Source organism: Streptomyces sp. JLSY215 (assembly GCF_059682825.1).
In genome coordinates, this window is record NZ_CM185022.1 from 1,401,113 (window position 1) to 1,424,934 (window position 23,822).

Consider the following 23,822-nt stretch of genomic DNA (forward strand, 5'->3'; position numbering starts at 1 on the left):
GCGGTGGCGGGGCGTCAGTCGGGGGATGTCCGGGGGCCGTCATCGCCGTCCAGGGCGCGCAAGGCCGCGCCCGCCCGCAGGGTGAACAGCGCCTGGCGCAGGGAGCGGTCCTGCTGTGCGGCGTAGAGGGTGAACGGGTCGAGCACGGGGCGGCCGATGGCTTCGGAGAGGCGGTGGGCGTCGAAGGGGGTGCCGGTCAGGGCGGCGTCCCGGGTGCCTTCGCCGGTGAGGTTGGAACGGAAGATGCCGGCGGCGGAGCGGGGCAGGAAATCCTCGTAGACGATCGGGTGGGCGGTGAGCCAGCCGCCGTCGAGGAGCCCGGCGAGGTCGGCGGGCGGCCGGCGGCCGTCGCGGGGCCGTCCGGTCACCGGGCGGTAGGTGAAGAACGCCTGCCGGTCCACGGCGAGTTGGCGTTCGGTGCGGGGGAAGGTGCGGCGCCACAGGGCGCGGGCGGTCTCCTGCCGGTCGGCGTCCGGGTGCTGGGCCAGGTGGTGGTCGGTCGCGGTCATCAGCTCGTCGTAGCGGGCCCGGCCGGCGCGGGTCAGGGCGATGCCGCGGGCCTCGACCTCGCCGAAGCGGACCCGCAGCGAGCCGCGGGTGATGCCGCCGTCGGGCTCGCGGAAGCGCCGCGGCTCGGCGAGGGCGCGGAAGGACGTCTGTCGCAGCAGGACATCGGGTCCGTCCCAGCGCGGGGGTCCCTGGATGCGGTCGATCATGACGATGCCGCGCTCCCCCATGCGGCGGTAGAGGGCGTCGATGTCCAGGACGCGGGGGGTGAGGTGGTTGATGTGGGTGGCGGCCACCCCGCCGATGTCGGCGGCGACGGCGGAGACACGTTCCAGTTCGGCGTACCAGCTGCGGTCGACGGGCTCGGGCGAGAGCTCGAAGGCGGCGACGGCCAGGACGAGGAAGCGCTCCGCCCCGGACTCCGGGAGACCGCCCAACTCCTCTGCCTCCTCGGCGAGTTGGAGGAGTTCCGGCGGGAAGAGGCGGCGCCGGGCGAGGAAGCCGTCGAGCCGGGACTCCAGGTCGGCGTCGAAGAAGCGGCGGTCGGAGGTGGTGAGGAGGGAGGTGAAGACGCGGAAGGGGTTGCGGTCCAGCTCTTCGGTGCCGGTGGGGCGGAAGGCGGTGGAGACGACCGGTACGGCGCCGGTCCCGCCGTCCCGCAGATCGTAGAAGCCCACCGGACGCATCCCGAGGGCGGCGAAGATCTGGGCGGCCTGGCGCAGTTCGTCCTCGGTGCCCACGCGGATGGCGCCATGGCGTTCGGCGGTGACCCGGGAGATGCTGCCGAGCCGTTCCGCGTCCGGGTCCCGGCCCGCGACCTCGTCGTTGACCTGCCCGGCCACCTCCAGGAGCGTGGTGTAGGCGGGCACTTCGGTGCCGTACATATCGGACAGCCGACGGGCGAATGCGGCGCGTAGCCGCCAGGTGGGGACCATGGGGGGCTCCCGGACGGAGGGGGTCAGATGATGTGGGCCTCGCGGCGGCCGGCGGCGCGGCCGCCGAAGCGGGTGGCGGTGAGCGCGGAGATGTCGAGGAACGGTGCGCGGCCGAGACAGAGGTCGCGGATGATCTCGCCGACGGCGGGCGCCTGGAGGAAGCCGTGGCCGGAGAAGCCGGTGGCGTAGAGAAAGCGGCTCGGGCAGGCGGCCTCGCCTATCAGTGCGTTGCGGTCGGGGGTCATCTCGTACAGGCCGGCCCAGCCGCCGGTGACGGGCAGGCGGGCGAGTTCCGGTGCCCGGCGGGCGGCCGCGGCGCGGAAGGGGCGCAGCCATTCGCGGGTGAACCGCCTTCCGAATCCCGGCTGTTGGTCCGGATCGGACAGGCCCAGGAGGAGGCCGTCCGCGGTGTCGTTGTGGAAGTAGAGGGTGGAGGCGAAATCGAGGGTGAAGGGGATGCGGGGCGGGGCCGGGCGCAGCGGTCCGGTGAGGGCGATCTGGCGGCGCAGCGGGGTGACGGGGAGGTCGACGCCGGCCATCGCCCCGACGGCGGCGGACCAGGCGCCGGCGCAGCAGATCACGGTGGGGGTGCGCACGGTGCCGTACGGGGTACGGACGGCCCGGAGCACGCCGCCGGTGGTGTCGATCGCGGTGACCGGGCAGCGGGTGCGTACGGTGGCGCCGAGCCGGCGGGCCGCGCGGAGGTAGCCGGTGACGGCGGCCTTGGGGAGGGCGTAGCCGTCGGTGGGTGAGTAGGCGGCGGCGACGATGCTGCGGGGGTCGACGTACGGGCACAGCTCGGCGGCCTCGCGCGGGGTGATGATGCGGCTGGGCAGGCCGAGGGCGTTCTGGGTCCGGACGCCTTCGGTGAAGGTGGCCAGTTCGGTGTCGTCGCCGAGGAGGAAGAGATAGCCGACGGATTCCAGCCCGATGTCGGCGCCGGGGCGGCGGGCGAAGGAGCGCCAGGCGTCCAGGCTGCGCCGGCCGAGCCTGATGTTGAGCGGGTCGGAGAACTGGGCGCGGACGCCGCCGATGGGTTTGCCGGACGAGCCGGAGGCGGGCCGGTCGCGCTCCAGCAGCAGCACCCGGGGGACGTTCGCCTCGGCCAGGTGGAAGGCGATGCTCGCGCCGATGACGCCGCCGCCGATGATCACGACGTCGGCCTGTTCGGGGATGCCGGTCCGGTCGGGGACGCCGGCCCGTTCGGGGAGGGGGACAGAAGCCGCAGGGGAAGCCATCGGGGCCGCCTTCCCGTCGTCGCGCGGGGCCGGCTCGTCGTCGGGCCGGTCACTCTTGATGGTGGCGGGTGGGACGTCCGCCGTCCATGCACAGTTGCTGGAGGCGATCTATCAGAGGTTCTGGTCCTCGGAAGCGCTGGGTAGGGTCCCGGCATGGAATTGCCGGGGGCCCAGCTGCGGGCGCTGCTGGAGCTGACCCGCAGCGGCACCATGACCGCGGCGGCCGCGGCCCTGGGCTACACCCCGGGCGCGGTGTCCCAGCAGATCGCGGCGCTGGAGCGGGCCACCGGGACGGAGCTGGTGCGGCGGCTGGGCCGGCGGGTGGAGCTGACGGACGCCGGGCACACCCTCGCCGAGCACGCCGCGCGGATCCTGGCCGCGCAGGACGAGGCCGTGGCGGCCCTGGAGCGCGGCCGCGGCGAGGTCGCGGCGCGGCTGCGGCTGGGCGTGTTCGGTACGGCGGCGGCCGTGCTGCTGCCGCCCGCGCTGGAGCGGCTGCGGGCGCGGCATCCGGGGGTGTGCGTGGCGAGCCGCGAGGTGGACGTGGACCAGGCGTACACGGAGGTCTGCGCCGGTCGGGTGGATCTGGCGCTGGGCCTGGACTATCCGGATGCGCCGCTGGCGCCGGACGGCGCGGTGGAGCTGATACGGCTGCGGTCGGAGCGGTTCGGGCTGGCGGTGGCGGCCGGGCGGGTGAGGGAGCGGCGGCCGCTGCGGCTCGCGGAGACCGCCGGATTCGACTGGATCCTGCCCGCGCCCGGTTCGTACTACGGGCGGGCCGTACGGGCCGCCTGCCGGCGGGCCGGGTTCGAACCGCGGGTGGTGCACGAGGTGACCGATACCGCCACCTCACTGGCGATGGTGGGGGCGGGGCTGGGGGTCGCGCCGTTGACGGATCTGATGCTGCGGCTGCGGTCCGAGGGCATCGTGCCGGTGCCGCTGGCGGATGTGGTCGAGCGGCACATCGTCGTCGCGGTCGGCGCCGCCGCGCGCGGGCGGCCGTCGGTCGAGGCGCTGATCGCCGCACTGCGCGAGAGCGCGACACCGTAGGGGCGGTCCGCGGCCAACGCGTGGCAGGGCGCGGTCCGTCGGCTCGGATTACCTTGACGTCGAGGCCATAGGACAGGGACAGGGACGGGGACAGGAACGGGGGACGTCGGCCCCGGACGTCCCGTGCCCGGTGCCTCCGCATGCGCGGCCCGGCCCGTCGCGCCCTGCCCCGCCCCGTCCCCTCCCGCCCCGTCCCGGCCCGTGCCGCCCCGCCCTGGAGGTACCGGTGAGACCAGCCCGCCCGGCGAGATCCGCCCGCTGCCTGTCGCTGGCCGTTCTGCTCGCGGCCGGCGGCACACTGGCGACGGCCGCCCGCGCCGCGCCCGCCACCGAACCGCCGCCCCGGCTCGCCCCCTCCCCGCCGCACGGGCCCGCACCGCTGTACGAGCCCGCACCGCTGTACGAGCCCGCCCCGCTGTACGAGTCCACCGATCTCGCGGTCGCCGGGCAGGGCGCGCACACCTACCGCATCCCGGCCCTGGAGACGCTCCCCGACGGCACCCTCGTCGCCGCCTACGACCGGCGCAACGACAGCGCCGCCGATCTGCCCGGCAACGTCGATGTGATGGTGCGGCGCAGCACCGACAACGGGCGGACCTGGAGCGCCCCGCAGGCGGTCGCCGACTACGACGGCGGGGCGGGGGCCGGCGATCCCAGTCTGCTCGCCGACCGGCGGACCGGCCGCCTCTTCCTCTTCCACGCGTACGGCCCCAAGGGCATCGGCTTCCGCAACGCGGGCCGGGGCAACGACCACGACAGCACCACGATCCTGCACGCCGACTACCACTACTCCGACGACGGCGGCCGCAGCTGGCGGTACCGCCGCCTGACCCATGAGCTCAAGGACCCGTCCTGGCTCGGCATCTTCGCGTCGTCCGGCACCGGCATCCAGCTCTCCACCGGGCGGCTGTTGCAGCAGTACGCGTTCCGCAAGGCCGACGGCGGTATGTGGGCGGCCAGCGCCTACAGCGACGACCACGGGGAGACCTGGCGCCTGGGGACACCGGTCGGGCCGCTGATGGACGAGAACAAGACCGTCGAGCTGGCTGATGGCCGCGTCATGCTCAACAGCCGCACCGGCAGCACCACAAAACGGCTGGTTTCCTACTCCGGGGACGGCGGGCTGACGTACAGCCAGCCGGTCGCGGACGGCGCCCTGGTCGACCCGGTCAACAATGCGTCGATCCTGCGCTACGACCGCACCCTGCCGCCGGCGGACGAGCGGGCGCACTGGCTGCTGTTCAGCAACACGGCCAGCGCCACCGCCCGGCAGAACCTCACCGTGCGGCTGTCCTGCGACGACGGACGGAGCTGGCCCGTCTCCCGGGTCGTCACCCCCGGCCCGGCGGCGTACTCGACCCTGACCCGCCTGAAGGACGGCACCTTCGGGCTGCTCTACGAGTCCGGCCCGTACCAAAGGATCGTGTTCGCGCGGTTCGACGGCGCCTGGCTGGGGGCGGGTTGCCCGGCCCGGTGACCGCCACCGCGGCCGTCACCCCGATGCCGCGTCACGTCACACGAACGGGTCATCGCCCGGCAACGGCGGCTCGTCCACCGCGGGCGGCCACGCCGGGCGTGCGCCGTCGGGGACGGCCGCCAGTGCGTGACCGACGGTCGGGAAGCAGGAGAAGACGCCCAGCGACTGGGTGCCGACCAGCAGCCGCAGCATCCGTACGCCGAGCGAGGCCAGGAACAGCCGGCCCTCCAGCCGCCGGCACAGCCACTCCAGGGCCAGCAGGCAGCTCAGCCCCCGTGAGTCACAGAAGCGCAGGGCGGTCAGATCGAGCACGAGGAAGCGATGGCCGGCCGAGACGATGGACCGGGCCTCCTCGAGAAAGGCCTGCTCGGTGCGGAGATCCAGCTCCCCGCTGACGCGCAGCACCGCGCACTCGTCCGCCTCGACGATCGCCGTGACCGCCAAGGACCGCATCTCCGCACTCATGGCGTCCAGACTATGCGCCCTTTTCGACCGCATCATCGACATGGCCGACAGGTGTACGCGGGTCGCCCCCGGGTCGCCCGCCTGCCCGCGGGCAGGCCCACGGAGCGTCCCACCAGGCCGTACGGGCACCGGGAGCGGGTATCCGGCCAGGTCGGAGGCGTTCCGGTGCGGGCAGAAACGGGCCGGTTTTACGCCGCTACGGGCGGACGTGCGGCGTCCTACCGTTGCTATAAACCTCAGGCGGGCAGAAACGGGCAGGCCCGTGACCGAACGGAGCACCGTTTCGGACCGTCGTTCCGCACCGCTACGGGCAGGAGACCACCATGAGGGCAGAGGAACGCCAGCACCGCCTTCTCGTGCTCGCCCGGCAGTCGGGCCGGGTCGAGGTCGCCGACGCCGCGGCCGAGTTCGGGGTCGCCCGGGAAACCGTACGGCGCGATCTGAGCGAACTGGAGCGGCGCGGCCTGATCCGGCGCACGCACGGCGCGGCATATCCGGTCGAGAGCGCGGGTTTTGAAACCACGCTGGCGAAGCGGGAGACCCAGCAGGTCGCGGAGAAACGCCGGATCGCGGCGGCCGCGGCGCAGCTGGTGGGTGCGGCGGAGACGGTGTTCGTGGACGAGGGCTACACGCCCGAGCTGGTCGCGACGCTGTTGCCGACCGACCGCCCGCTGACCGTGCTCACCGCCTCGCTGCGCACCGCTTCGCTGGTCTCCGCGTCCGACTCCACCACCGTCCTGCTGGCCGGCGGCCGGGTCCGCGCCGGGACGCAGGCGACGGTGGGTTCCTGGGCCCGGGACATGCTCGCCGGGTTCGTGATCGACCTGGCCTTCATGGGCGCGAACGGCATCTCCCGGGAGCACGGCCTGACCACCCCCGACCCGGCCGTCGCGGAGGTGAAGGCGCAGGCCGTGCGGTCCTCGCGGCGCCGGGTACTGGTCGGGGTGCACAGCAAGTTCGGGGCCAGCAGCTTCTGCAGGTTCGCCGAGGTGAGCGACTTCGACACGGTCATCACCGATGCCGGGCTCTCCGCGCCGGAGGCGCATCGCTACTCCCTCCTGGGGCCGCAGGTGCTCCGGGTCTGACGGACCGGCGGCCGCCCGGACAACCGGCCCCGTACGACACCTCCACAGCTCACCGCCGAAGGCCCGCTTCCCCCGGCCCTCGGACGGTCATTCCGGCGTACCCGCAGCGGTCCCCCACGCCCGGTGCCGCGCCAGCCCCCGTCCCCAGAAAGGTACGAGCCGTGACAGCACGACCACCCGGAAACCCGCCCCCTGGACACCCGTCCCCCGGGCGCCGCCGCCCGGTCCGCGCCGTGGGCCTGACCTCGCTCGCCCTGGCCCTGTCGCTGTCCGCCACCGCCTGCTACCGCGGCGCCGGTGACGCGGGCAACGACGCCGCGCACACCATCAATGTGCTGATGGTCAACAACCCGCAGATGGTGGATCTCCAGCGGCTGACCGCCGCGCACTTCACCAAGGAGACCGGCATCAAGGTGCACTTCACCGTGCTGCCGGAGGACGATCTGCGCGACAAGATGAGCCAGGACTTCTCCAGCCAGGCCGGACAGTACGACGTGGCCAGCCTCAGCAACTACGAGACGCCCATCTACGCCCGCAACGGCTGGCTGGCCCCGCTGGGCGAACGGGCCGAGCGGGACCCGGAGTTCGACCAGAGCGACATCCTCGCCCCGGTCCGCGCCTCGCTCACCGCCGCCGACGACAAGGTCTACGCGGAGCCGTTCTACGGCGAATCGTCGTTCCTGATGTACCGCAAGGACCTCCTCAAGGCCGCCGGGCTGACCATGCCCGCCCGGCCCACCTGGCAGCAGGTCGCGGACACAGCAGCCAAGTTGGACGGCTTCCGCAAAGGCATGAAGGGCATCTGCCTGCGCGGCCAGGTCGGCTGGGGCCAGCTGATCGCCCCGCTGACCACCGTCGTCAACACCTTCGGCGGCACCTGGTTCACCAAGGACTGGCAGGCGCGGCTGGACAGCCCGGAGTTCACCAAGGCCACGCAGTTCTACGTCGACCTGGTCCGCAAGCACGGGGAGGCGGGCGCGCCGCAGGCCGGCTACGCCGAGTGCCTCAACGACATGCAGCAGGGCAAGGTCGCCATGTGGTACGACGCGACGGCCGGCGCCGGCTCGCTGGAGGGCTCCGACTCCAAGGTCGCCGGGAAGGTCGGCTACGCACCGGCGCCGGTCGAGCGGACGGCCGGTTCGGGCTGGCTCTACACCTGGGCCTGGGGCGTACAGAAGGCCAGTACGCATCAGGACGCGGCGTGGAAGTTCATCCGCTGGGCCTCCGGCCAGAAGTACGAGCAGCTGGTGGGCCGGACCCTGGGCTGGTCGAGGGTGCCCGGCGGCAAGCGGGCGTCCCTCTACCGCAACCCCCAGTACCTGAAGAGCGCGGGCGCCTTCGCCCCGGCGACCAAACAGGCGATCGGCTCGGCCCGGCCCCACGACCCCGGCGTCCAGGAACGCCCGGCCCCCGGCATCCAGTTCGTCGGCATCCCCGAGTTCTCCGACCTGGGCACCAAGGTCGCCGACGAGATCAGCTCGGCGATCGCCGGCAAGCAGAGCGTGGCCGAGGCCCTGAGGAAGAGCCAGCGGCTGGCACAGGAGGTGTCCGATGCCTACGCCGACCACTGAGGCGGCCCGGTCCGCCGAGGCCGTCGCCGCGGCGCCCGACCGTCGGGCGGCCCGCGCCCGGCGCATCCTGCGGGCGAAGGACTGGGCCCGGCGCGCTCCCCTGCTGCCCGCCCTCGTCTTCCTGATCGTCGTGACCCAGCTGCCGTTCCTGGCGACCGTGGTGATCTCTTTCACCCGCTGGAACGCGCTGGCCCCCGAGAACCGCGGCTTCGCCGCCCTCGACAACTACAAGGCCGTCTTCACCGATCCGGCGATGCGGTCCTCGGTGGGCACGACGGTGCTGCTGACGGTGACCGTGGTGCTGGTCAGCCTGCTGCTGGGGCTCGGCCTCGCGCTGCTGCTGGACCGCAGTTTCCGCGGCCGCGGCATCGTCCGCACCCTGCTCATCACCCCGTTCCTCGTCGTCCCGGTCGCCTCCGCCCTGCTGTGGAAGCACGCCCTCTACAACGCCTCGTACGGGCTGCTCAACGGCGCGCTGACCTGGCTCTGGGGACTCTTCGGCAGCGACAGTCCCCCGCAGCCGGACTGGATGACCGACTCCCCGCTGGCCGCGGTGGAGATGTCGCTGATCTGGCAGTGGACGCCGTTCATGATGCTGATCCTGCTGGCCGGGCTCCAGAGCCGCGCCACGGACGCCATCGAGGCGGCCCGGATGGACGGCGCCACACCGTGGGACATCTTCCGGTATCTGACCCTGCCGCATCTGCGCCGCTACCTGGAGCTGGCCGCCCTGCTCGGGACCGTCTACGTCGTCCAGAACTTCGACGCGGTCTTCACCATCACCTCGGGCGGGCTGGGCACGGCCAACCTTCCCTACACCATCTACCAGACCTTCTACCAGGCCCACGACTACGGACGGGCGTCCGCGCAGGGCGTCGTCGTCGTGCTGTGCTCGCTGCTCGTGGCCACCTTCGCCCTGCGCACCGTCTCGTCCCTGCTGCGTGAGGAGGTCACCCGATGAACAGCGCACCCCCGACCCCGCGCCGGCGGCACACCGGCAGGCTGCTGGGCCTGGTGGCCTGGCTGTGCGGGATCGCCTTCTTCCTGCCCGTCGCCTGGATGGTGCTGACGTCCTTCCACAGCGAGACGGACGCGGCGACCAACCCGCCCAGCCTCGGTGCCGGGCTCAGCCTGCACGGCTACCGGGAGTTCTTCGGCGAGGGCACCGGCGTCAGTCCCTGGCCACCGCTGATCAATTCGCTGACCGCGTCGGTGGCCTCCACCCTCCTCGTCCTGCTGCTGGCCGTACCGGCGGCGTACGCCCTCTCCATCAAGCCGGTCCGCAAGTGGAGCGACGTCCTCTTCTTCTTCCTCTCCACGAAGATGCTGCCGCTGGTCGCCGGGCTGCTGCCGATCTACCTCGTCGCGCAGAACACCGGGATGCTCGACAACATCTGGCTGCTGGTCATCCTCTACACCTCGATGAACCTGCCGATCGCGGTGTGGATGATGCGCTCCTTCCTCGCCGAGGTCCCGGTGGAGATGCTGGAGGCCGCCTCGATCGACGGTGCGGGACTGACCACCACCCTGACCCGGATCGTCGCCCCGGTCGCCATGCCGGGCATCGCCGCCACGGCCCTGATCTCCTTCATCTTCAGCTGGAACGAGCTGCTGTTCGCCCGGGTCCTGACCGGCGTCGTCGCCGGCACGTCACCGGTGTTCCTGACCGGCTTCGTCACCAGCCAGGGCCTGTTCCTGGCCAAGGTGTGCGCCGCCGCCACCGTCATCTCCCTCCCGGTGCTCATCGCCGGATTCGCCGCCCAGGACAAGCTCGTCCAGGGCCTCTCCCTCGGAGCCGTGAAATGAAAGCCGCAGTGATCACCGCCCCCGGCAAGGTCGAGGTCGCCACCGTCGACGACCCCACCCCCGGGCCCCGCGACGTCGTCGTCTCGGTCGCCGCCTGCGGGCTGTGCGGCACCGATCTGCACATCCTCCAGGGCGAGTTCGCGCCCACCCTGCCCGTCGTGCCCGGTCATGAATTCGCCGGGACGGTCGTCGCCACCGGCAGCGCCGTCACCGAACTCGCCGAGGGCGACCGGGTGGCCGTCGACCCGTCCCTGTACTGCTACGAGTGCCACTACTGCCGCATCGGCCGCAACAACCTCTGTGAGCGCTGGGCGGCGATCGGGGTGACCCGGTCCGGCGGCGCCGCCGAGTTCGCCGTCGCGCCCGTCGCGAACTGCATCAAGCTGCCCGACCACGTACGCACCGAGGACGCGGCCCTGATCGAGCCGCTCTCCTGCGCCGTACGCGGCTACGACATCCTGCGCTCCCAGCAGCTGGGCACCCAGGTGCTGATCTACGGCTCCGGGACGATGGGCCTGATGATGCTGGAACTGGCCAAGCGCACCGGTGCGGCGGGCGTGGACATGATCGACATCAACCCGGACCGGCTGGCCACCGCCCGCACCCTGGGCTGCAGCAACGCGGCCGCCTCCGCCGACGAGCTGGACCGGCCGCGCGGCTGGGACGTGGTCATCGACGCCACCGGCAACGAACGCGCCATCCAGGACGCGCTCGGGCGGGTCGGCCGGGGCGGCACCTTCCTCCAGTTCGGGGTCGCCGACTACGCCGCCCGCGCCGTCATCGAGCCGTACCGGATCTACAACCAGGAGATCACCATCACCGGTTCGATGGCCGTCCTGCACAGCTACGAACGCGCCGCCGAGCTGTTCGCGGCGGGCGTCCTGGACCCGGAGATCTTCATCAGCGACCGGCTGCCGCTGACGGAGTACGCGGCGGCGCTGGACCGCTTCCGGGCCGGGCAGGGCCGGAAGATCCAGGTGCGGCCGTGAGCCCGTGACCTCAGCTGGGCAGCCGTACGGGCGCCAGTTCGCCGTGCAGCAGCGCCGCGCCGAGCGGGGTGAGGGTGTGCACGACGCTGGTGCCGTCGCGGCGGCTGTGGGCCAGGCTCGCCTCGCGCAGCGCGCTCACATGCTCGCTCGCCGAGGGGGCGGAGACCCGTAGCCTGCGGGCCAGTTCGCCGGTGGTGGCGGGCGCGTCGAGGGCGGCCAGGACGCGGGCCCGGGTGCGGCCGAGCAGCGCGGACAGGGCCTGCGGATGGCAGGCGCGGGTGGTGGCGGGGGCCCAGGCCGTGGAGTGCTCGATGGGGTGGACCAGGACCGGCGACAGGTCCGGGTCGGCGAGCGCGATGGGCCGGCGCCAGCAGAAATACGACGGGATCAGCCGCAGTCCGCGTCCGTGCAGCCGCAGATCGCCCTCGCGGGGGTAGTCGACGTACAGCACCGGCGGCTCCCAGCGCAGGTACGGGCGGAAGGAGTTGAGCATCCGGTCGACGCCGCCGTGGCACAGCGTGCGGGCGCGGGCCGCCCGGTCGCGGGCGGCCGTCGCGGTCGCCTCCGTCCAGTCGGGGGCCACCACCGCACCGTGCACCTCCTGGAACGCGGCGGCCAGCTCGTCCAGCGGCTGCCGGCTGCCCTTGGCCACCGCGCCGGCCCAGCGCGGCAGCCGGGCCGGGAGGGCGGCCCGGCGCAGCTCCGCGGTCAGCCGGGCCCTGGGCGTCTCGCGCAGCGCCGTCAGCCCCGCCGCCAGGCCGTGACGCCCCGCGTCGGGCGTGAGGAAGTCCGGGAAGTAGCGGGCGTCGCCCGGCGCCAGCGCGCAGATCAGCCGGGCGGCGCGGGTCAGCCCGCGCTCGGCCAGCTCGGCCCGCGCACGGGCCCGCCACGCGGCGTACACCGGCAGGCCGTTGCCGGGCGCCGTCAGCTGGTGCATGGCCAGCACCGTTTCCCACAACGGGTCCGGTTCGGCCGCGATCTGTACGCGCGCGATGTCCCGCTCATCGAAATGGATACGCAACATGCGGCCCCCGCGGCATGCTCATGACCCCGTCCCCAGAGCCCCCCGTTTTCTCCCCGCGCACAGACTGCCGGGCGGCGAAGGGGGTGTCCAGGGCGAGCTGTACCCAAAGCCCGTGCGGGGCGGTCCGGGGGTCGTACGGGGGCCGGGTCCCGGCCCGGCGGGCGGCCCCCGGGGCCGGGCCCCTCAGCCCCGCTCCCCGGAGCCGCTCAGCCCGCCCCCGCAAGCTGTTCGGCCAGCCGTTCCAGGAACACCCGCTGCCCCTTCACCATCCGCTCCGCCGCCGCCTGCGGGGCGAACCACGCCACCCGGTCGACCTCCGGGAAGCTCCGGGGCACGCCCGAGCCCCGGGGCCACTCCATCGCGAAGGTGCCGGGCACGATGCGTTCCGGATCGAGATCGCTCTCGACGGCCCAGACGGTCACCACCTTGCCGCCCGCCTGGCGGGTGTCGCCCAGTTCCAGGTACGGGCCGGCCGGCGGCGGCAGCCCCAGCTCCTCCTCGAACTCCCGCCGGGCCGCGTCCCGGGCCTCCTCCGGCGGCAGGTACTCCCCCTTGGGCACCGACCAGGCACCGGCGTCCCGCCCGGCCCACAACGGCCCGCCCATATGCGCCAGCAACACCTCGACGCCGCCCGCACCCCGTCGGTACAGCAGCAGCCCGGCGCTGCGTTTGCCCGCCATGGGGCTACGTCTCCCCGCCCCCGTGCGCGGCCAGTACGGCCTCCACCGTGTCCGCCTCCGCCGCCGTCTTGTCGTCGCGGTAGCGCAGCACGCGCGCGAAGCGCAGCGTCACGCCCGCCGGATAGCGCGTGGACGTCTGCAGGCCGTCGTAGGCGACCTCGACGACCAGCTCCGGCCGTACGGCGACGACCTGCCCCCGCTCCTCCACCGCCAGCTCCTGCAACCGTTCGGTCTGCCAGGCCAACGTGGCGTCGGTGAGGCCCTTGAAGGTCTTGCCGAGCATGACGAATCCCCCGTCCGGGCCGCGCGCCCCGAGGTGGAGATTGGAGAGCTTGCCGGTGCGCCGGCCGTGGCCCCATTCCGCCGCGAGCACGACCAGGTCGAGGGTGTGCACCGGCTTCACCTTGAGCCAGGCGGCGCCGCGGCGGCCCGCACTGTAGGGGGCGTCCAGGGCCTTGACGACGACGCCCTCGTGGCCGTCGCGCAGCGTCCGGGCCCAGAAGTCCTCGGCGGCGCGGCGGCCCGCCGCATCGTCCGGGCCGTGCACCACCTGGCGCCGCACCCGCGCTTCCGCCGGCACCAGCCGGACCAGCTCCGCGTGCCGCTCCGCGCCGGTCCGTTCGAGCAGGTCACGGCCGTCGCACGAGAGGACGTCGAAGAAGACCGGCGACAGCGGCAGCGCGGCCCGCGCGGCGGTGACGTCCACCCGCGAGCCGAACCGTCCCGCGATCCGCTGGAACGGCACCGGCCGCCCGTCCTCGTCCAGCGCGATCACCTCGCCGTCCAGGATGAACCGCCCGGCCGGCAGCGTCCGCGCGAGGGCGCCGACCTCGGGCAGCCGGTCGGTGACCTCGTCCAGGGTGCGGGTGTAGATCCGTACGTCGTCGCCGTCCCGGTGGACCTGCACCCGGATGCCGTCGAGCTTCTGCTCCACGGCGCAGACGCCGAGCTTGGCGATGGCCTCGGCCACCGACCGGGCGCTGTGCGCGAGCATCGGTCCGACGGGCCGGCCGAGGGTGAGCCGGAATTCCGCCAGCGCCGGCGGCCCGTCCGCGAGCAGCGCCCGCGCGACGTCCGGCAGCGACCCGGCCAGCATCACGGCCCGCCGTACGGCCGCCGCGGGCACCTCCGCCGCCGCCGCGAGCCCCTCGACGGCGAGGGCGTCCAGCGCGCCCTGCCGCACCTCCCCGGTCAGCAGCCCCAGCAGATACCGCTGCTCCGGCCCGGTCGCCGCGGCCAGCAGCGCGCGGACCCGCCGCCGGCGCTCCCCCTGCGCCCCGGCGCCGCCGACCCCGGCCAGGCCGGTCAGCGCGGCATCCACCTCGCGCACGGTGAGCGTGGCGCGCGCCGCCGCCGGCACCGGCTCCCGCAGGACGCTCCAGCCGACGCCGATCCGCCCCTGCGGCAGCCGCCCGGCGAGGTACGGGATGACGATCGGCACGTCCTGCGGCTCGGCGGCCCGGAACAGCCCGGCCAGCAGCGCGGTCTTCCGCGACCGCGCCGGTGTCGCGGCGACGTCCGCGGAGACCTGTGCGAGATCGGCCAGCAGCACAGGACCATGGTGCGCCCGGCGCACCGTCATCGCCTCCGGGCCGGACGGACCGGGCGGACCGGGCGGACCGGACGGAGCAAGTTGTCCCCGCAGCGCTGTCGGTGCCCTGCCCTAGCGTGCGGGCATGACCGACAGCTACTGGGACCACCCGCCCGACCACGAGCTCCGCGGATACGGCAACGGCACCATCGCACTCGTCCACCCGCCCTTCCGTCCCTACGCCCGCCCCACACCCGACAAAGCCGCGTCCTTCGCGCCCCACGACCCGGCGCGTGCACGGGCCTTCGCCGAGGCCTTCCCCACGGTCGAGGCCGTCCTGGAGGAGCTGGAGCCGACCGTCGCCGTGGCCGACTCCCCGTGGGCGCGCGAGGACCTGGACGTGGTGAGCGTCGGCTGCTGGGGCAATGTCATCGCCCTCTCCGACCCCGCGCTCGCGGACGACGGCCTCGGGCAGGCGCTGCTGGACGCGACGGGCGTCCTGGCCGAGCGGTACCCGGAGGCCCGGATCGTCGGGGAGGCCTCCGTCGACCGCGGGGCGAACCACGTCGAGGCCGCCATCCATCTGCCGGGCGGGCTGCTGCTGCACGCCGAGTCCTGGTCGGAATCCGACTTCTACGAGTTCCGCGGCGACCCGCACGCCCTCGTCCGCGCCGTCGGCATCGGCCCCGAGGTCCTGGCCCGGGAAGGCATCGACCTGGACGCGGAGGTCGGCTGGGGGCACTTCGGCCACGTCCTGCTGGAGCCGCACTCCCCGTGGGGACGGGCGGAGCTGAGGATGTCCCGGTTCCTGGTCCGCCACACCCGGCAGGCCACCGGCCACCTCCAGGACATCTGGCTCGACGAGCCCTGAACGGCCGGACCGTGCGGGCGGCGGCGGGGGCCCGTCGGCAAGGGCGTGCCCCCGCCCGCGGCAGGCGGACGGGGGCCGGGGCGGGGCGGCCGGTCAGCTCTGCTGCACGACCTCACCGCCGACGACGACCGTCTCGGCGACCGTCCCGAGGATGTCCTCGGGCGCGGCCCGCAGGATGTCCCGGGAGAGCACCACGAAGTCGGCGAGCTTGCCGACGGTCAGCGAACCGCGCTCCTCCTCCAGGAAGTTGGCGTACGCCGAGCCCATCGTGTACGCGTACACCGCGGTCTCGACGTCCACGGTCTCCTCCGGCTGCCAGGCCTCGCCGCCGGCCAGCGGCTTACGGGTGAGGGCGGTGTAGATGCCGATCATCGGGTCCATCTCGGCGACGTTCCAGTCGCTGGAGAAGGCCAGGACGGCGCCCTCGGTGTGCAGGCTGCGCATCGGCCAGGCCTTGTGCCAGCGGTCCGGGCCGACGTTCTCGGCCCAGTCCTGTCCGGGGCCGGCGATCTCCGGGGCGCAGTGCCGCGGCTGCATACAGGCCACCACGCCCAGTTCGGCGAAGCGCGGGGTGTCCCGGGGGTCGAGGCATTCGACGTGGACGACCTGGTGGCGGGCGTCGCGCGGGCCGTTGACCGTACGGGCCTGCTCGACGGCGTCGAGGACGGTGCGGATGCCGCGGTCGCCGGTGGCGTGCACGAAGCACTGGAAGCCGCGGGCGTCCAGCTTGGTGAGCAGATCACCGAAGTCGGCGGCCGGGTAGAACGTCTCGCCCCGGTGGTGCCCGCAGCCCACGTACGGCTCCAGCAGCGCGGCCGTCCGCGGCTCGACGACGTCGTCGATGTACAGCTTGAGGGGGCCGACCCGCAGCCGGTCGTCGTCGTGGCGCCGGGCGGCCGCCGCGAAGTCGTCGAGGTCGGCGTCGGTGGTGCCACGGGGGTGGAAGAGCGCCGCGACGATCCGCGAGCGGAGCCGGCCCTCGGCGCGGGCGCGCTCGAAGAGGGAGAGGTCGTCGAGGGAGTTCTGCGGTTCGACGACGGTGGTGATGCCGAAGCGGATGGCGTCGTCGAGGCTCTTGGCGAGGCGGCCGTACTGGCGGTCGGCCGAGGCCCACGGCACGCCGAGTTCCTTCAGGGCGCGGTGTCCGTCGCGGGAGAGGCCCTTGACGGCGAAGTCCTTGATGAATCCGGTGGGCTCGCCGGTCTCCGGGTCGGTCTCCGCCTCGCCGAAGGGCAGGCTCGTGCGGTCCCGGTCGATGCCCAGGCGGCGCAGGGCGGCGGTGTTGAGCCAGGCGGTGTGGACGTCGTAGCTGAGGACGAAGGCGGGGGTGTCGCCGGTGACGGGGTCGAGGTCGCTCGCGCGCGGCATCCGGCCGTCGGGGATCGCGGAGTAGTCGAAGGCCTCGGCCTCGATCCACTCGGCGTCCGGGTGGGCGTCGCGCCAGGTGCGGATGCGCTCGTGGATGGCGTCGAGGGTGCGGACGCCCGCGAGCTGGACGCAGGCGTCGTCGGAGCCGAGCCGGACGTGGTTGTGCGCGTCGATGAATCCGGGCAGCACCAGCCGGCCGCCGGCGTCGATCACCTGGGTGTCGGGGCCGGTCCACTGTCCGGCGTCGGCGTCCGCACCGAGCCAGGCGATCCGGCCGTCGCGCACGGCGAGCGCCTGCGCCTCGGGCAGGTCGGGGTCGACGGTGTGGATACGGGCGCCGGTGAGGACCAGATCGGCCGGTGCGGGGGCGGGCGCGGTGGTGGCGGACATGAGGGGTGTGCTCCTGAGGTGGTACGGGTGGTGCTTGACCGGTGGGTGGTTCGAGGGGCGGCGGTGCGTGCCGTCAGGCGGCCGCGGCCGGGGCGCCGACGGTGCGCCGGGCGAGCGCCCAGTAGACGAGGCCGGAGACGACCGAGCCGAGCAGCGTGAGGTCGGCGCCGCCGAGCGGCGCGACCAGGGGGCCGGTCCACAGCTCGGAGTCGCAGGTCAGGGCCGCGAAGACCATGCCGGCGACGAGCGCGGTCATGCCCGCCGGGTGGTAGCCGGAGCGGTACCAGTACGCGCCCGCGCGCCCGGAGTGCAGGGCCTCGGTGTCGTACCGGCAGCGGCGCAGCAGCATGTCGGCGAGGAAGACGCCGCCCCAGGGCGCGAAGACGATGATCAGCAGGGAGAGGAAGGACAGCAGCGACTCGGTGAAGTCGGTGAAGAAGAGCGCGCCGAGCGAGCCGAGCGCGGTGACGGCGGCGCTGATGATGATGGCCTTGGAGCGGCTCCAGGGGATGCCGAGGACCTGGAGGTTCAGCGAGGACGAGTAGAGCGTGATGATGGAGTTGGTGACGGATCCGCCCAGGACCAGGGCCAGGAAGACCGGCTGGAACCACCCCGGCAGCAGCTTCTCGGTTCCGGCCACGGCGTCGGTCATGTCCGTACGGCTGGCCGCGGCCACGCCGATGACGCCGAGCGCGACGGACGAGATGAAGCCGCCGAGCGCACCGGTCCAGGTGATCGCGCGCAGCGAGGTCGACTGCGGCAGATAGCGGGTGTAGTCGGCGGGCATCGGCACGTACGAGAACGGCCCGGCCAGCATGACCACGAACGCCAGGCTCCAGCCCGCGGCGCCGGGGGCGGAGGCGTGGCCGGTGGTGTGCGCGCCGGGCAGGACGAAGACCAGCAGCCCGGCGAAGCCGACGGCGAGGATGTAGGCCATCCAGCGTTCGGCGAACTGGACCGTGGCGTGGCCCCACATCGCCACCACGAAGGTGAGCGCGAGGGTGATCAGCAGCGCGAGGGCGCGGGCGAGGTTGCCGCCGGCCCAGCCCAGGTCGGCGAAGAACGCTTCGAGGGCGAGGGTGCCGACGACCGTGTTCACGATGGTGTAGCCGATGCTGACCACCCAGTTGAGCAGGCCGGCGGGCCAGTTGCCGCGGACGCCGAAGGCGGCGCGGGAGATCACCAGGGTGGCGGTGCCGGTGCGGATGCCGCTCAGGCCCGCGGCGCTGATCGCGAAGAACGACAGCCCGCCGAGGACCACGACCGCGATCGCCTGCCAGAAGGACAGGCCGAAGCCGACCGCGAGGGCGCCGTTGATCACGTAGGTGAAGGTGAGGTTGGAGCCGAACCAGAGCCAGAACAGGTCCTTGGCGCTGCCGTGCCGCTCGTCGTCGGGGATCGGATCGATGCCGTGGGTCTCGACCCGGAACACTTCATCGCTATCCGGATTGCCGGGATCACTCGCATGAGGCGAATGGACCGACGTGCCGACGGAGGTGGCCACGGCCGCATCGGCCACATCGGCCGCTCCGCTCGCCGCCTGCGCCGCCCCGGCGCCCTCCGCGCCCGGGACCCCTGCGTCCGGGATCTCCGTGTCCGACTGCCGCTGCACCATCCGCGCACCACCTTTCGACATCCACATCTTGAATGTCGTTCTAACTCCTAGAACGGCATTCAAGATGTGCGACCACTCCCCCGCCCGTCAAGACCCCTGCACAAATTCGCGGATAGGCTCGGGCCCGGAACACCGCGACGGCGCGGCGACGACAAAACGGCACGAGAGCGAAGACCGGGGGCGATACGGGTGGCACGGGCGGCACGACGGCGCGATGGGCACATCACCCAGGAACGGATGCTCGAGGAGGCCATGACGGCCATCGCCGAGAAGGGCCTGGCCACGCTCACCATGTCCGCCCTCGCCGAGCGGCTGGGCACCAGCGGCGGCCACATCCTGTACTACTTCGGCAGCAAGGACCTGCTGCTCCTGGAGGCCCTGCGCTGGAGCGAGGCGGCCCTCGCCGAGGAGCGGCGCGCGCTGCTGGCCCGCCGGCTGACCGCGGAGCGCAAACTCGACCTGTTCCTGGAGCTGTATCTGCCGTGCGGCCCGCGCGACGCGCGCTGGACGCTGTGGATCGAGCTCTGGGCCCGCACCCCGTCGAACGAGCCGCTGCACCAGGCGCAGGAGGAGATGGACCGGAGCTGGCAGGACGATCTGGAGGCGCTGCTCACCAAGGGGGTGCAGCGCGGGAGGTTCGCACCGATGGACGTCCCCTCGCGCGCCTCCGAACTCCTGGCGCTGCTGGACGGGTTGAGCACCCGCGTCGTCCTCGGCCAGCGCGGCACCGACCGCCCGCAGGCCCTGGCCGCGGCCCGCTCCGCGACACAACGCCTCATCGCCAGGGCGGCCGGCTCATAGCGGCCCGCTCGTAGGCCCTCGTGGCGGCCTACTCGTACATCACGTACTCCGGCCGGGGCGTCAGCGCCAGGACCTCCTTCGGGGTCATCAGCCGACCGCCCCGCGCATCCTCCTCGTAGAACAGCTTGAAGCCGGTGTGCACGTCCTCGGGTATGCGGGAGACGAGCCTGCGCCAGGTGCCCCGCTTCAGGCCCGGGGAGCCGATCCCGTCGACGCTCTTGATCACCGCCACACCGGGCTGTGGCCGCAGTGCGGATTCCTCGCGCAGCACGGAGGCGGCGACCTGGTGGAAGACCAGCGGCTTGGTCGGCAGATCATGCTTGTCGACGAGGCCGGAGAGATAACGGGCGACGCCGGTCATCTCCCGCCCGCTGGTGTGGCCGAACTTCCGTCCCGGCACCTCGCCCGGTCCCATCTCCCATTCCGGATCGAGCGCGATCCCCACATCGGGGTGCACCAGCCATTCGCGCAGCGCCTTCACCTCACCGAGCGGCGCCGCCCGGCCCGGCTGGACGTTCAGCAGCAGCAGTGCGCGGCGCGCCCGCGCGAGTTCATGGAAGCGGCGGATCGTGGTGGACGGCGTCCGTGTGCGGTAGGTCCCGTCGGGCCCGGGGCCGGCGTTCGCGACCACCGCCAGCAGTTCCAGTACGGGCAAGGGCTCGCGCCCCGCGGCGTAGGAGTGCGCCACCTTCTCGATCTCGGCGGCGCGGGCCCCGGGGTCACCGATGCCGAGCCGGCCGAGCGCGGCGGCACCGGGGAACCCGCAGAACCCCACCAGGCGGTGCCGGGGGAACAACTCCCGTCCGCCCCGCGGGAGTTCGGGGCGGCGGCGCGGGCGGCGCCCGGGCGGGTGGGCGGACGGGGAGTGCGGCGGCTCGGTCCGCCGTTCGGGCGGCGGCGCGCCGTTCGCGGGGTCGTCCCGAGCGGCCGATGTGCCGCATCCCGCGAGGAGTCCGAGGCCGGCCGCGGCGCCGGCGGCGAGCATCCTGCGGCGGCTCGCCCCGCCCCTGTCGTCCGGCCCGCCCGCGCTGCCCGGTTCCTCCGCCACGCCGCCTCCGTCCGTCGCCACCTCACCCCCGCACCACGCGCCTGTCCAGCCCACACCCCGCAAAACCTCCTCCCGGCGCCCTCGCGCACACGTCGATTCGCCATCCCTGCGCCCGAGTTCACCGGGAGCGGCGCCGCCGGTGAGCGAACCGCCGCGAACGCCGTGACGGCGGTGAGGCAGCGAAGGGATCGACCGACGAGGTTCGGGGGAAGGGGAACGACGCGGAGAGCACGGAGAACGAGGAGAATCGGAGGCACGAAGGAGTGCAGGAGTGCCGGAGTGCCGGAGTGAGTTCTCGCCGCCGAGTGCCGCGCACCACGGAGGCACCCGGAAGCGGCCCGAGCAGGAAGGGAACGGCCCGTTGACCACGCCTCGCCACCCCACCGCCCGCCGGGTCTGGTACGCGGCATACGGCTCCAACATGCACCTCGACCGGCTGACCGCCTACCTGGAGGGCGGCCGGCCACCTGGCGGGCGGGTCGGCTACCCCGGCTGCCGGGACCCCCGCCCGCCCCTGCGCGCCGAGCCGGTCATGCTGCCGGGCCTGCTCTACTTCGCCACCGAATCCCTGACGTGGACCGGCGGCAGAGCCTTCTACGACCCCGACGGCGAGGGTCGGCTCCCCGCCCGCGCCTATCTTCTGACGCTCGGCCAGTTCTCCGACATCGCGGCCCAGGAGATGTACCGTGCGCCCGGCGAGGACCTCGATCTGACGGACGTCCTAGGTGCGGGACGGGCGACGATCGGCCCCGGCCGCTATGAAACGCTGGTCCGCGCCGGCCGGCTGGACGGCTCCCCCGTACTGACCTTCACGGCCCCGTGGCGCAGCGGCGACATCCCGTGGAACGCCCCGTCCGCCGCTTATCTCCACCACATCGCGGCGGGCATCGTCGCCGCACACGGGTGGAGCGCGCGCCGGACGGCCGCGTACCTGGCCGGATGCCCGGGGGTGGCGGGGCGGTGGTCGGTCACCCAGATCGAGGCGCTGGTCACCCGGGGCTGTTCCCCGGAGCCGGCGGCGGGTCCGCGAGCTCCAGAAGATCCGGCAGGTCGGCGAAGGAATCGATGACGTGATCGGGGGTGCCGTCGGCCTCCCGGTGCGTTTCGGGCAGGTACTTCCCGGTCTTGACGAGTACGCCGGTGATTCCGGCGCGCTGGGCCGCCAGCACATCGGAGACGATGTCATCGCCCACCATCAGGGTCTCGGCCGGTGTGGCCCCGAGGTGGTGCAGGGCGGTGGCGAAGAACGCCTCGGCGGGCTTTCCGGTGACCTGGGCCTCGACCCGGGCGGCCCGCTCCAGCCCGAGGAGAAAGGCCCCGGTGTCGAGGTCGAGCCCGTCCGCCGTCCGCCAGTACAGATTCCGGTGCATGGCCACGAGCCGGGCGCCGCGCTGGAGATGGCGGAAGGCCGCGTTGAGGGCCGGGTAGTCGAAGGCGCTGCCCGCACCCCCGAAAACGATCACGTCCGGGGGCTCGTGCGCCCCTTTGTCGACGAGCGTCACGCCCGCGAGATCGTCGCGCACGTCACCGGAGTTGATCAGCAGGCAGCGGGCACCCGGGTGGTGCTCGCGCAGATACCCGGCGGTGACGGCGGGTGCGGTGAGGATGTCGTCGGCGTCGACCGGGAAGCCCGCCCCGGCCAGCCTCCCGGCGATCACGGCGCGGGTCCGCGAGGTGTTGTTGGTGACCAGGGCCAGCGGGAGCCCGGCGGCACGCAGCCGCCGCATGGCCGCCACGGCACCGGGCAGCGGCTTCCAGGACACCGTGAGCACACCGTCGATATCGATCAGGACCGCCCTGATGCGACCGCCCGGCCCGGCGCCGGGCGGCCCGCTACCGCTCGGACCCGTGGCGCTCGGCCCCGTACCGCTGCGTGCCATATGCCGACCGTAACCACGACCGGCCGACGGCGGAAACGGAGCCGCTCCCCGACTTGCGGAACGCCCGCACATGGGGTTGTTTCGAAGTAGGTGTGGACGTGGCTTCTGTCTCCCCTGGGTAGGGGGTGCTCGATTGTGCTGTTCACCGATCGCACGGACGCGGGGCACCGTCTGGCCGAAGCGCTCGGCCGTCTGGCCGGGGAAGACCCCGTCGTCCTCGGGCTGCCGCGCGGCGGCGTCCCCGTCGCCTATCAGGTGGCGCAGGCCCTGGGCGCGCCCCTCGACGTGATCGTCGTCCGCAAGCTGGGCGTGCCGTACCACCGTGAGCTGGGCTTCGGTGCGATCGGTGAGGGCGGCGTCCGGGTGATCAGCGAGGACATCGTCCGGCGCGGCCGGATCCGGCAGGCCGACCTCCAGGCCGTCGAGCGCACCGAGGAGGCGGAGCTGACGCGTCAGGCGCGACGCTTCCGCGCCGGCCGGACACGGCTGTCCCTCAAGGGCCGCACGGCGGTCCTGGTGGACGACGGGATCGCGACCGGTGCGACGGCCGCGGCCGCCTGCGAAGTCGTCCGGGCCCAGGGCGCGGCCCGGGTGGTGCTGGCCGTGCCGGTGGCGCCGCCGGACGCCGCCGCCTGGCTGCGTACCAAGGCGGACGAGGTGGTGTGCCTGTCCACGCCGGCGTCGTTCTCCGCCGTCGGCGAGTGGTACCAGGACTTCTCCCAGACCCCGGACGAGGAGGTCATCGCCCTGCTGACCGAGGCGGCGGCCCGCCCGTTGAGCGACCCGCCCGTTGCGGCCCACGGGTCGGTGGTCGAGGAGCCGGTGGAGGTGGACGCGGGCGGGCTGCGGCTGGCCGGGGACCTCAGCCTCCCGGAGGGCGCCGAGGCGGTCGTGATGTTCGCCCATGGCTCGGGGAGCAGCCGTCACAGTCCCCGTAACCGGATGGTGGCCGCGGTCCTGAACCGGGCCGGTCTGGGCACCCTCCTCTTCGATCTGCTCACCCCGGGCGAGGAGGCCGACCGGGCGAATGTCTTCGACATCGCGACGCTGGCCGGGAGGCTGGCCGACGCCACCCGCTGGCTGCACGGCCGGGTGCCGATCCCGATCGGCTATTTCGGGGCCAGCACCGGAGCCGCGGCCGCGCTGCGCGCCGCCGCGGCCACCGAGGTCGACATCGGCGCCGTGGTCTCCCGCGGCGGCCGCCCCGACCTCGCCGGCCCCCACCTCGGTGACGTACGGGCGCCGACGCTGCTGATCGTGGGCGGCAACGACACCCTCGTCCTCGACCTCAACCGGCAGGCCCTGCAAGAGCTGCGCTGCGAGAACCAGCTCGAAGTCGTCCCGCATGCCACGCACCTCTTCGAGGAGCCGGGAGCGCTGGACGCGGTCGCCGATCTGGCGCAGGACTGGTTCACCAGGCACTTGGTCCCGCAGGCCGGGTAGGGGCGGGCCGACGGGAGTGCATGGCGCCTCGACGCGGCCGGGACCCAC

Annotated in this window: 21 protein-coding genes; 11 read left to right on the forward strand and 10 right to left on the reverse strand. The window is 73.5% G+C overall.

The genetic code is table 11. The features are described from left to right. Positions 1-14: 14 nt before the first annotated feature. Positions 15-1,442 (reverse strand): 2-oxoadipate dioxygenase/decarboxylase, encoded by a 1,428-nt coding sequence (gene hglS / locus AC5677_RS06280; protein WP_497194008.1) that lies wholly within the window; start codon positions 1,440-1,442, stop codon positions 15-17. Between the two features lie 23 nt (positions 1,443-1,465). Further along, a complete protein-coding gene (locus AC5677_RS06285; protein ID WP_497194009.1) occupies positions 1,466-2,680 on the reverse strand; it encodes an NAD(P)/FAD-dependent oxidoreductase in 1,215 nt (404 codons plus the stop codon). A gap of 153 nt (positions 2,681-2,833) precedes the next feature. On the opposite strand from AC5677_RS06285, the gene AC5677_RS06290 reads away from it, so the two are divergent. Then, entirely contained in the window at positions 2,834-3,730 is an 897-nt protein-coding gene (locus AC5677_RS06290) for a LysR family transcriptional regulator (protein ID WP_497194010.1), read from the forward strand. Between the two features lie 226 nt (positions 3,731-3,956). Further along, positions 3,957-5,207 carry a sialidase family protein gene (locus AC5677_RS06295; protein WP_497194011.1) on the forward strand — a complete coding sequence of 417 codons (1,251 nt, stop codon included), beginning with the start codon at positions 3,957-3,959 and terminating at the stop codon, positions 5,205-5,207. 36 nt (positions 5,208-5,243) lie between these two features. On the opposite strand, the gene AC5677_RS06300 is transcribed toward AC5677_RS06295, so the two are convergent. Next, positions 5,244-5,672, reverse strand: coding sequence for an STAS domain-containing protein (locus AC5677_RS06300; RefSeq protein ID WP_497194012.1), 429 nt, complete (start codon positions 5,670-5,672; stop codon positions 5,244-5,246). A 323-nt stretch (positions 5,673-5,995) separates the two neighbouring features. Here AC5677_RS06300 and AC5677_RS06305 point away from each other — a divergent pair, with 323 nt between their 5' ends. The 5 genes from AC5677_RS06305 to AC5677_RS06325 all read left to right on the forward strand — a co-directional run bounded on the left by AC5677_RS06305 (position 5,996) and on the right by AC5677_RS06325 (position 11,123). Continuing rightward, a complete protein-coding gene (locus tag AC5677_RS06305) occupies positions 5,996-6,757 on the forward strand; it encodes a DeoR/GlpR family DNA-binding transcription regulator (RefSeq protein ID WP_497194013.1) in 762 nt (253 codons plus the stop codon). Positions 6,758-6,918: 161 nt separating this feature from the next. Further along, complete coding sequence (locus tag AC5677_RS06310; RefSeq protein ID WP_497194014.1) at positions 6,919-8,328, forward strand: ABC transporter substrate-binding protein; 1,410 nt, start codon at positions 6,919-6,921, stop codon at positions 8,326-8,328. Next, positions 8,309-9,289 (forward strand): carbohydrate ABC transporter permease, encoded by a 981-nt coding sequence (locus tag AC5677_RS06315; protein WP_497194015.1) that lies wholly within the window; start codon positions 8,309-8,311, stop codon positions 9,287-9,289. The genes AC5677_RS06310 and AC5677_RS06315 overlap by 20 nt, the downstream gene beginning before the upstream one ends. Then, entirely contained in the window at positions 9,286-10,134 is an 849-nt protein-coding gene (locus AC5677_RS06320) for a carbohydrate ABC transporter permease (RefSeq protein WP_497194016.1), read from the forward strand. The genes AC5677_RS06315 and AC5677_RS06320 overlap by 4 nt, the downstream gene beginning before the upstream one ends. Beyond that, the gene (locus AC5677_RS06325; protein WP_497194017.1) at positions 10,131-11,123 is read left to right on the forward strand and encodes a zinc-dependent alcohol dehydrogenase family protein; all 993 of its coding nucleotides are present in this window, start codon (positions 10,131-10,133) and stop codon (positions 11,121-11,123) included. Before AC5677_RS06320 ends, AC5677_RS06325 begins: the two co-directional genes overlap by 4 nt. A 10-nt stretch (positions 11,124-11,133) precedes the next feature. Here the strand turns inward: AC5677_RS06325 and AC5677_RS06330 are convergent, their stop codons facing one another. From AC5677_RS06330 to AC5677_RS06340, 3 genes are all read right to left on the reverse strand, one after another. Beyond that, positions 11,134-12,147 (reverse strand): ArsR/SmtB family transcription factor, encoded by a 1,014-nt coding sequence (locus tag AC5677_RS06330; protein ID WP_497194018.1) that lies wholly within the window; start codon positions 12,145-12,147, stop codon positions 11,134-11,136. 206 nt (positions 12,148-12,353) lie between these two features. After that, a complete protein-coding gene (locus tag AC5677_RS06335; RefSeq protein WP_497194019.1) occupies positions 12,354-12,827 on the reverse strand; it encodes an NUDIX hydrolase in 474 nt (157 codons plus the stop codon). A 4-nt stretch (positions 12,828-12,831) separates the two neighbouring features. Continuing rightward, positions 12,832-14,379, reverse strand: a complete 1,548-nt coding sequence (locus AC5677_RS06340; protein ID WP_497194020.1) for an ATP-dependent DNA ligase — start codon at positions 14,377-14,379, stop codon at positions 12,832-12,834. 124 nt (positions 14,380-14,503) lie between these two features. Here AC5677_RS06340 and AC5677_RS06345 point away from each other — a divergent pair, with 124 nt between their 5' ends. Then, positions 14,504-15,229 carry a DUF6333 family protein gene (locus AC5677_RS06345; RefSeq protein WP_497194021.1) on the forward strand — a complete coding sequence of 242 codons (726 nt, stop codon included), beginning with the start codon at positions 14,504-14,506 and terminating at the stop codon, positions 15,227-15,229. A 93-nt stretch (positions 15,230-15,322) separates the two neighbouring features. Here AC5677_RS06345 and AC5677_RS06350 read toward each other — a convergent pair whose 3' ends face one another. Then, entirely contained in the window at positions 15,323-16,987 is a 1,665-nt protein-coding gene (locus AC5677_RS06350) for an amidohydrolase (protein WP_497194022.1), read from the reverse strand. Positions 16,988-17,060: 73 nt separating this feature from the next. Further along, positions 17,061-18,602 (reverse strand): purine-cytosine permease family protein, encoded by a 1,542-nt coding sequence (locus tag AC5677_RS06355; protein ID WP_497194023.1) that lies wholly within the window; start codon positions 18,600-18,602, stop codon positions 17,061-17,063. A 237-nt stretch (positions 18,603-18,839) separates the two neighbouring features. On the opposite strand from AC5677_RS06355, the gene AC5677_RS06360 reads away from it, so the two are divergent. Then, positions 18,840-19,403 (forward strand): TetR/AcrR family transcriptional regulator, encoded by a 564-nt coding sequence (locus AC5677_RS06360; protein WP_497194024.1) that lies wholly within the window; start codon positions 18,840-18,842, stop codon positions 19,401-19,403. A 28-nt stretch (positions 19,404-19,431) separates the two neighbouring features. Here the strand turns inward: AC5677_RS06360 and AC5677_RS06365 are convergent, their stop codons facing one another. Continuing rightward, the gene (locus AC5677_RS06365; protein WP_497194025.1) at positions 19,432-20,451 is read right to left on the reverse strand and encodes a hypothetical protein; all 1,020 of its coding nucleotides are present in this window, start codon (positions 20,449-20,451) and stop codon (positions 19,432-19,434) included. A 421-nt stretch (positions 20,452-20,872) separates the two neighbouring features. Between AC5677_RS06365 and AC5677_RS06370 the strand changes: the two genes are divergently transcribed. Continuing rightward, on the forward strand, positions 20,873-21,520 hold the full coding sequence (locus tag AC5677_RS06370; protein ID WP_497196525.1) for a histone deacetylase: 648 nt from the start codon (positions 20,873-20,875) through the stop codon (positions 21,518-21,520). On the opposite strand, the gene AC5677_RS06375 is transcribed toward AC5677_RS06370, so the two are convergent. Next, complete coding sequence (locus tag AC5677_RS06375; RefSeq protein ID WP_497196526.1) at positions 21,441-22,253, reverse strand: HAD-IIA family hydrolase; 813 nt, start codon at positions 22,251-22,253, stop codon at positions 21,441-21,443. The genes AC5677_RS06370 and AC5677_RS06375 overlap by 80 nt on opposite strands. A 213-nt stretch (positions 22,254-22,466) precedes the next feature. Here AC5677_RS06375 and AC5677_RS06380 point away from each other — a divergent pair, with 213 nt between their 5' ends. Then, the gene (locus AC5677_RS06380) at positions 22,467-23,774 is read left to right on the forward strand and encodes a phosphoribosyltransferase family protein (protein WP_497194026.1); all 1,308 of its coding nucleotides are present in this window, start codon (positions 22,467-22,469) and stop codon (positions 23,772-23,774) included. Positions 23,775-23,822 lie beyond the last annotated feature (48 nt).

Excerpts from the sequence above, each read along its gene's own strand:
- AC5677_RS06355 (WP_497194023.1), bottom strand. The coding sequence starts at position 18,602 with ATGGTGCAGCGGCAGTCGGACACGGAGATCCCGGACGCAGGGGTCCCG.
- AC5677_RS06370 (WP_497196525.1), top strand. The coding sequence starts at position 20,873 with ATGCACCTCGACCGGCTGACCGCCTACCTGGAGGGCGGCCGGCCACCT.
- AC5677_RS06300 (WP_497194012.1), bottom strand. The coding sequence starts at position 5,672 with ATGAGTGCGGAGATGCGGTCCTTGGCGGTCACGGCGATCGTCGAGGCG.
- AC5677_RS06360 (WP_497194024.1), top strand. The coding sequence starts at position 18,840 with ATGCTCGAGGAGGCCATGACGGCCATCGCCGAGAAGGGCCTGGCCACG.
- AC5677_RS06350 (WP_497194022.1), bottom strand. The coding sequence starts at position 16,987 with ATGTCCGCCACCACCGCGCCCGCCCCCGCACCGGCCGATCTGGTCCTC.
- hglS (WP_497194008.1), bottom strand. The coding sequence starts at position 1,442 with ATGGTCCCCACCTGGCGGCTACGCGCCGCATTCGCCCGTCGGCTGTCC.
- AC5677_RS06330 (WP_497194018.1), bottom strand. The coding sequence starts at position 12,147 with ATGTTGCGTATCCATTTCGATGAGCGGGACATCGCGCGCGTACAGATC.
- AC5677_RS06315 (WP_497194015.1), top strand. The coding sequence starts at position 8,309 with ATGCCTACGCCGACCACTGAGGCGGCCCGGTCCGCCGAGGCCGTCGCC.
- AC5677_RS06290 (WP_497194010.1), top strand. The coding sequence starts at position 2,834 with ATGGAATTGCCGGGGGCCCAGCTGCGGGCGCTGCTGGAGCTGACCCGC.
- AC5677_RS06335 (WP_497194019.1), bottom strand. The coding sequence starts at position 12,827 with ATGGCGGGCAAACGCAGCGCCGGGCTGCTGCTGTACCGACGGGGTGCG.
- AC5677_RS06325 (WP_497194017.1), top strand. The coding sequence starts at position 10,131 with ATGAAAGCCGCAGTGATCACCGCCCCCGGCAAGGTCGAGGTCGCCACC.
- AC5677_RS06320 (WP_497194016.1), top strand. The coding sequence starts at position 9,286 with ATGAACAGCGCACCCCCGACCCCGCGCCGGCGGCACACCGGCAGGCTG.
- AC5677_RS06305 (WP_497194013.1), top strand. The coding sequence starts at position 5,996 with ATGAGGGCAGAGGAACGCCAGCACCGCCTTCTCGTGCTCGCCCGGCAG.
- AC5677_RS06345 (WP_497194021.1), top strand. The coding sequence starts at position 14,504 with ATGACCGACAGCTACTGGGACCACCCGCCCGACCACGAGCTCCGCGGA.
- AC5677_RS06285 (WP_497194009.1), bottom strand. The coding sequence starts at position 2,680 with ATGGCTTCCCCTGCGGCTTCTGTCCCCCTCCCCGAACGGGCCGGCGTC.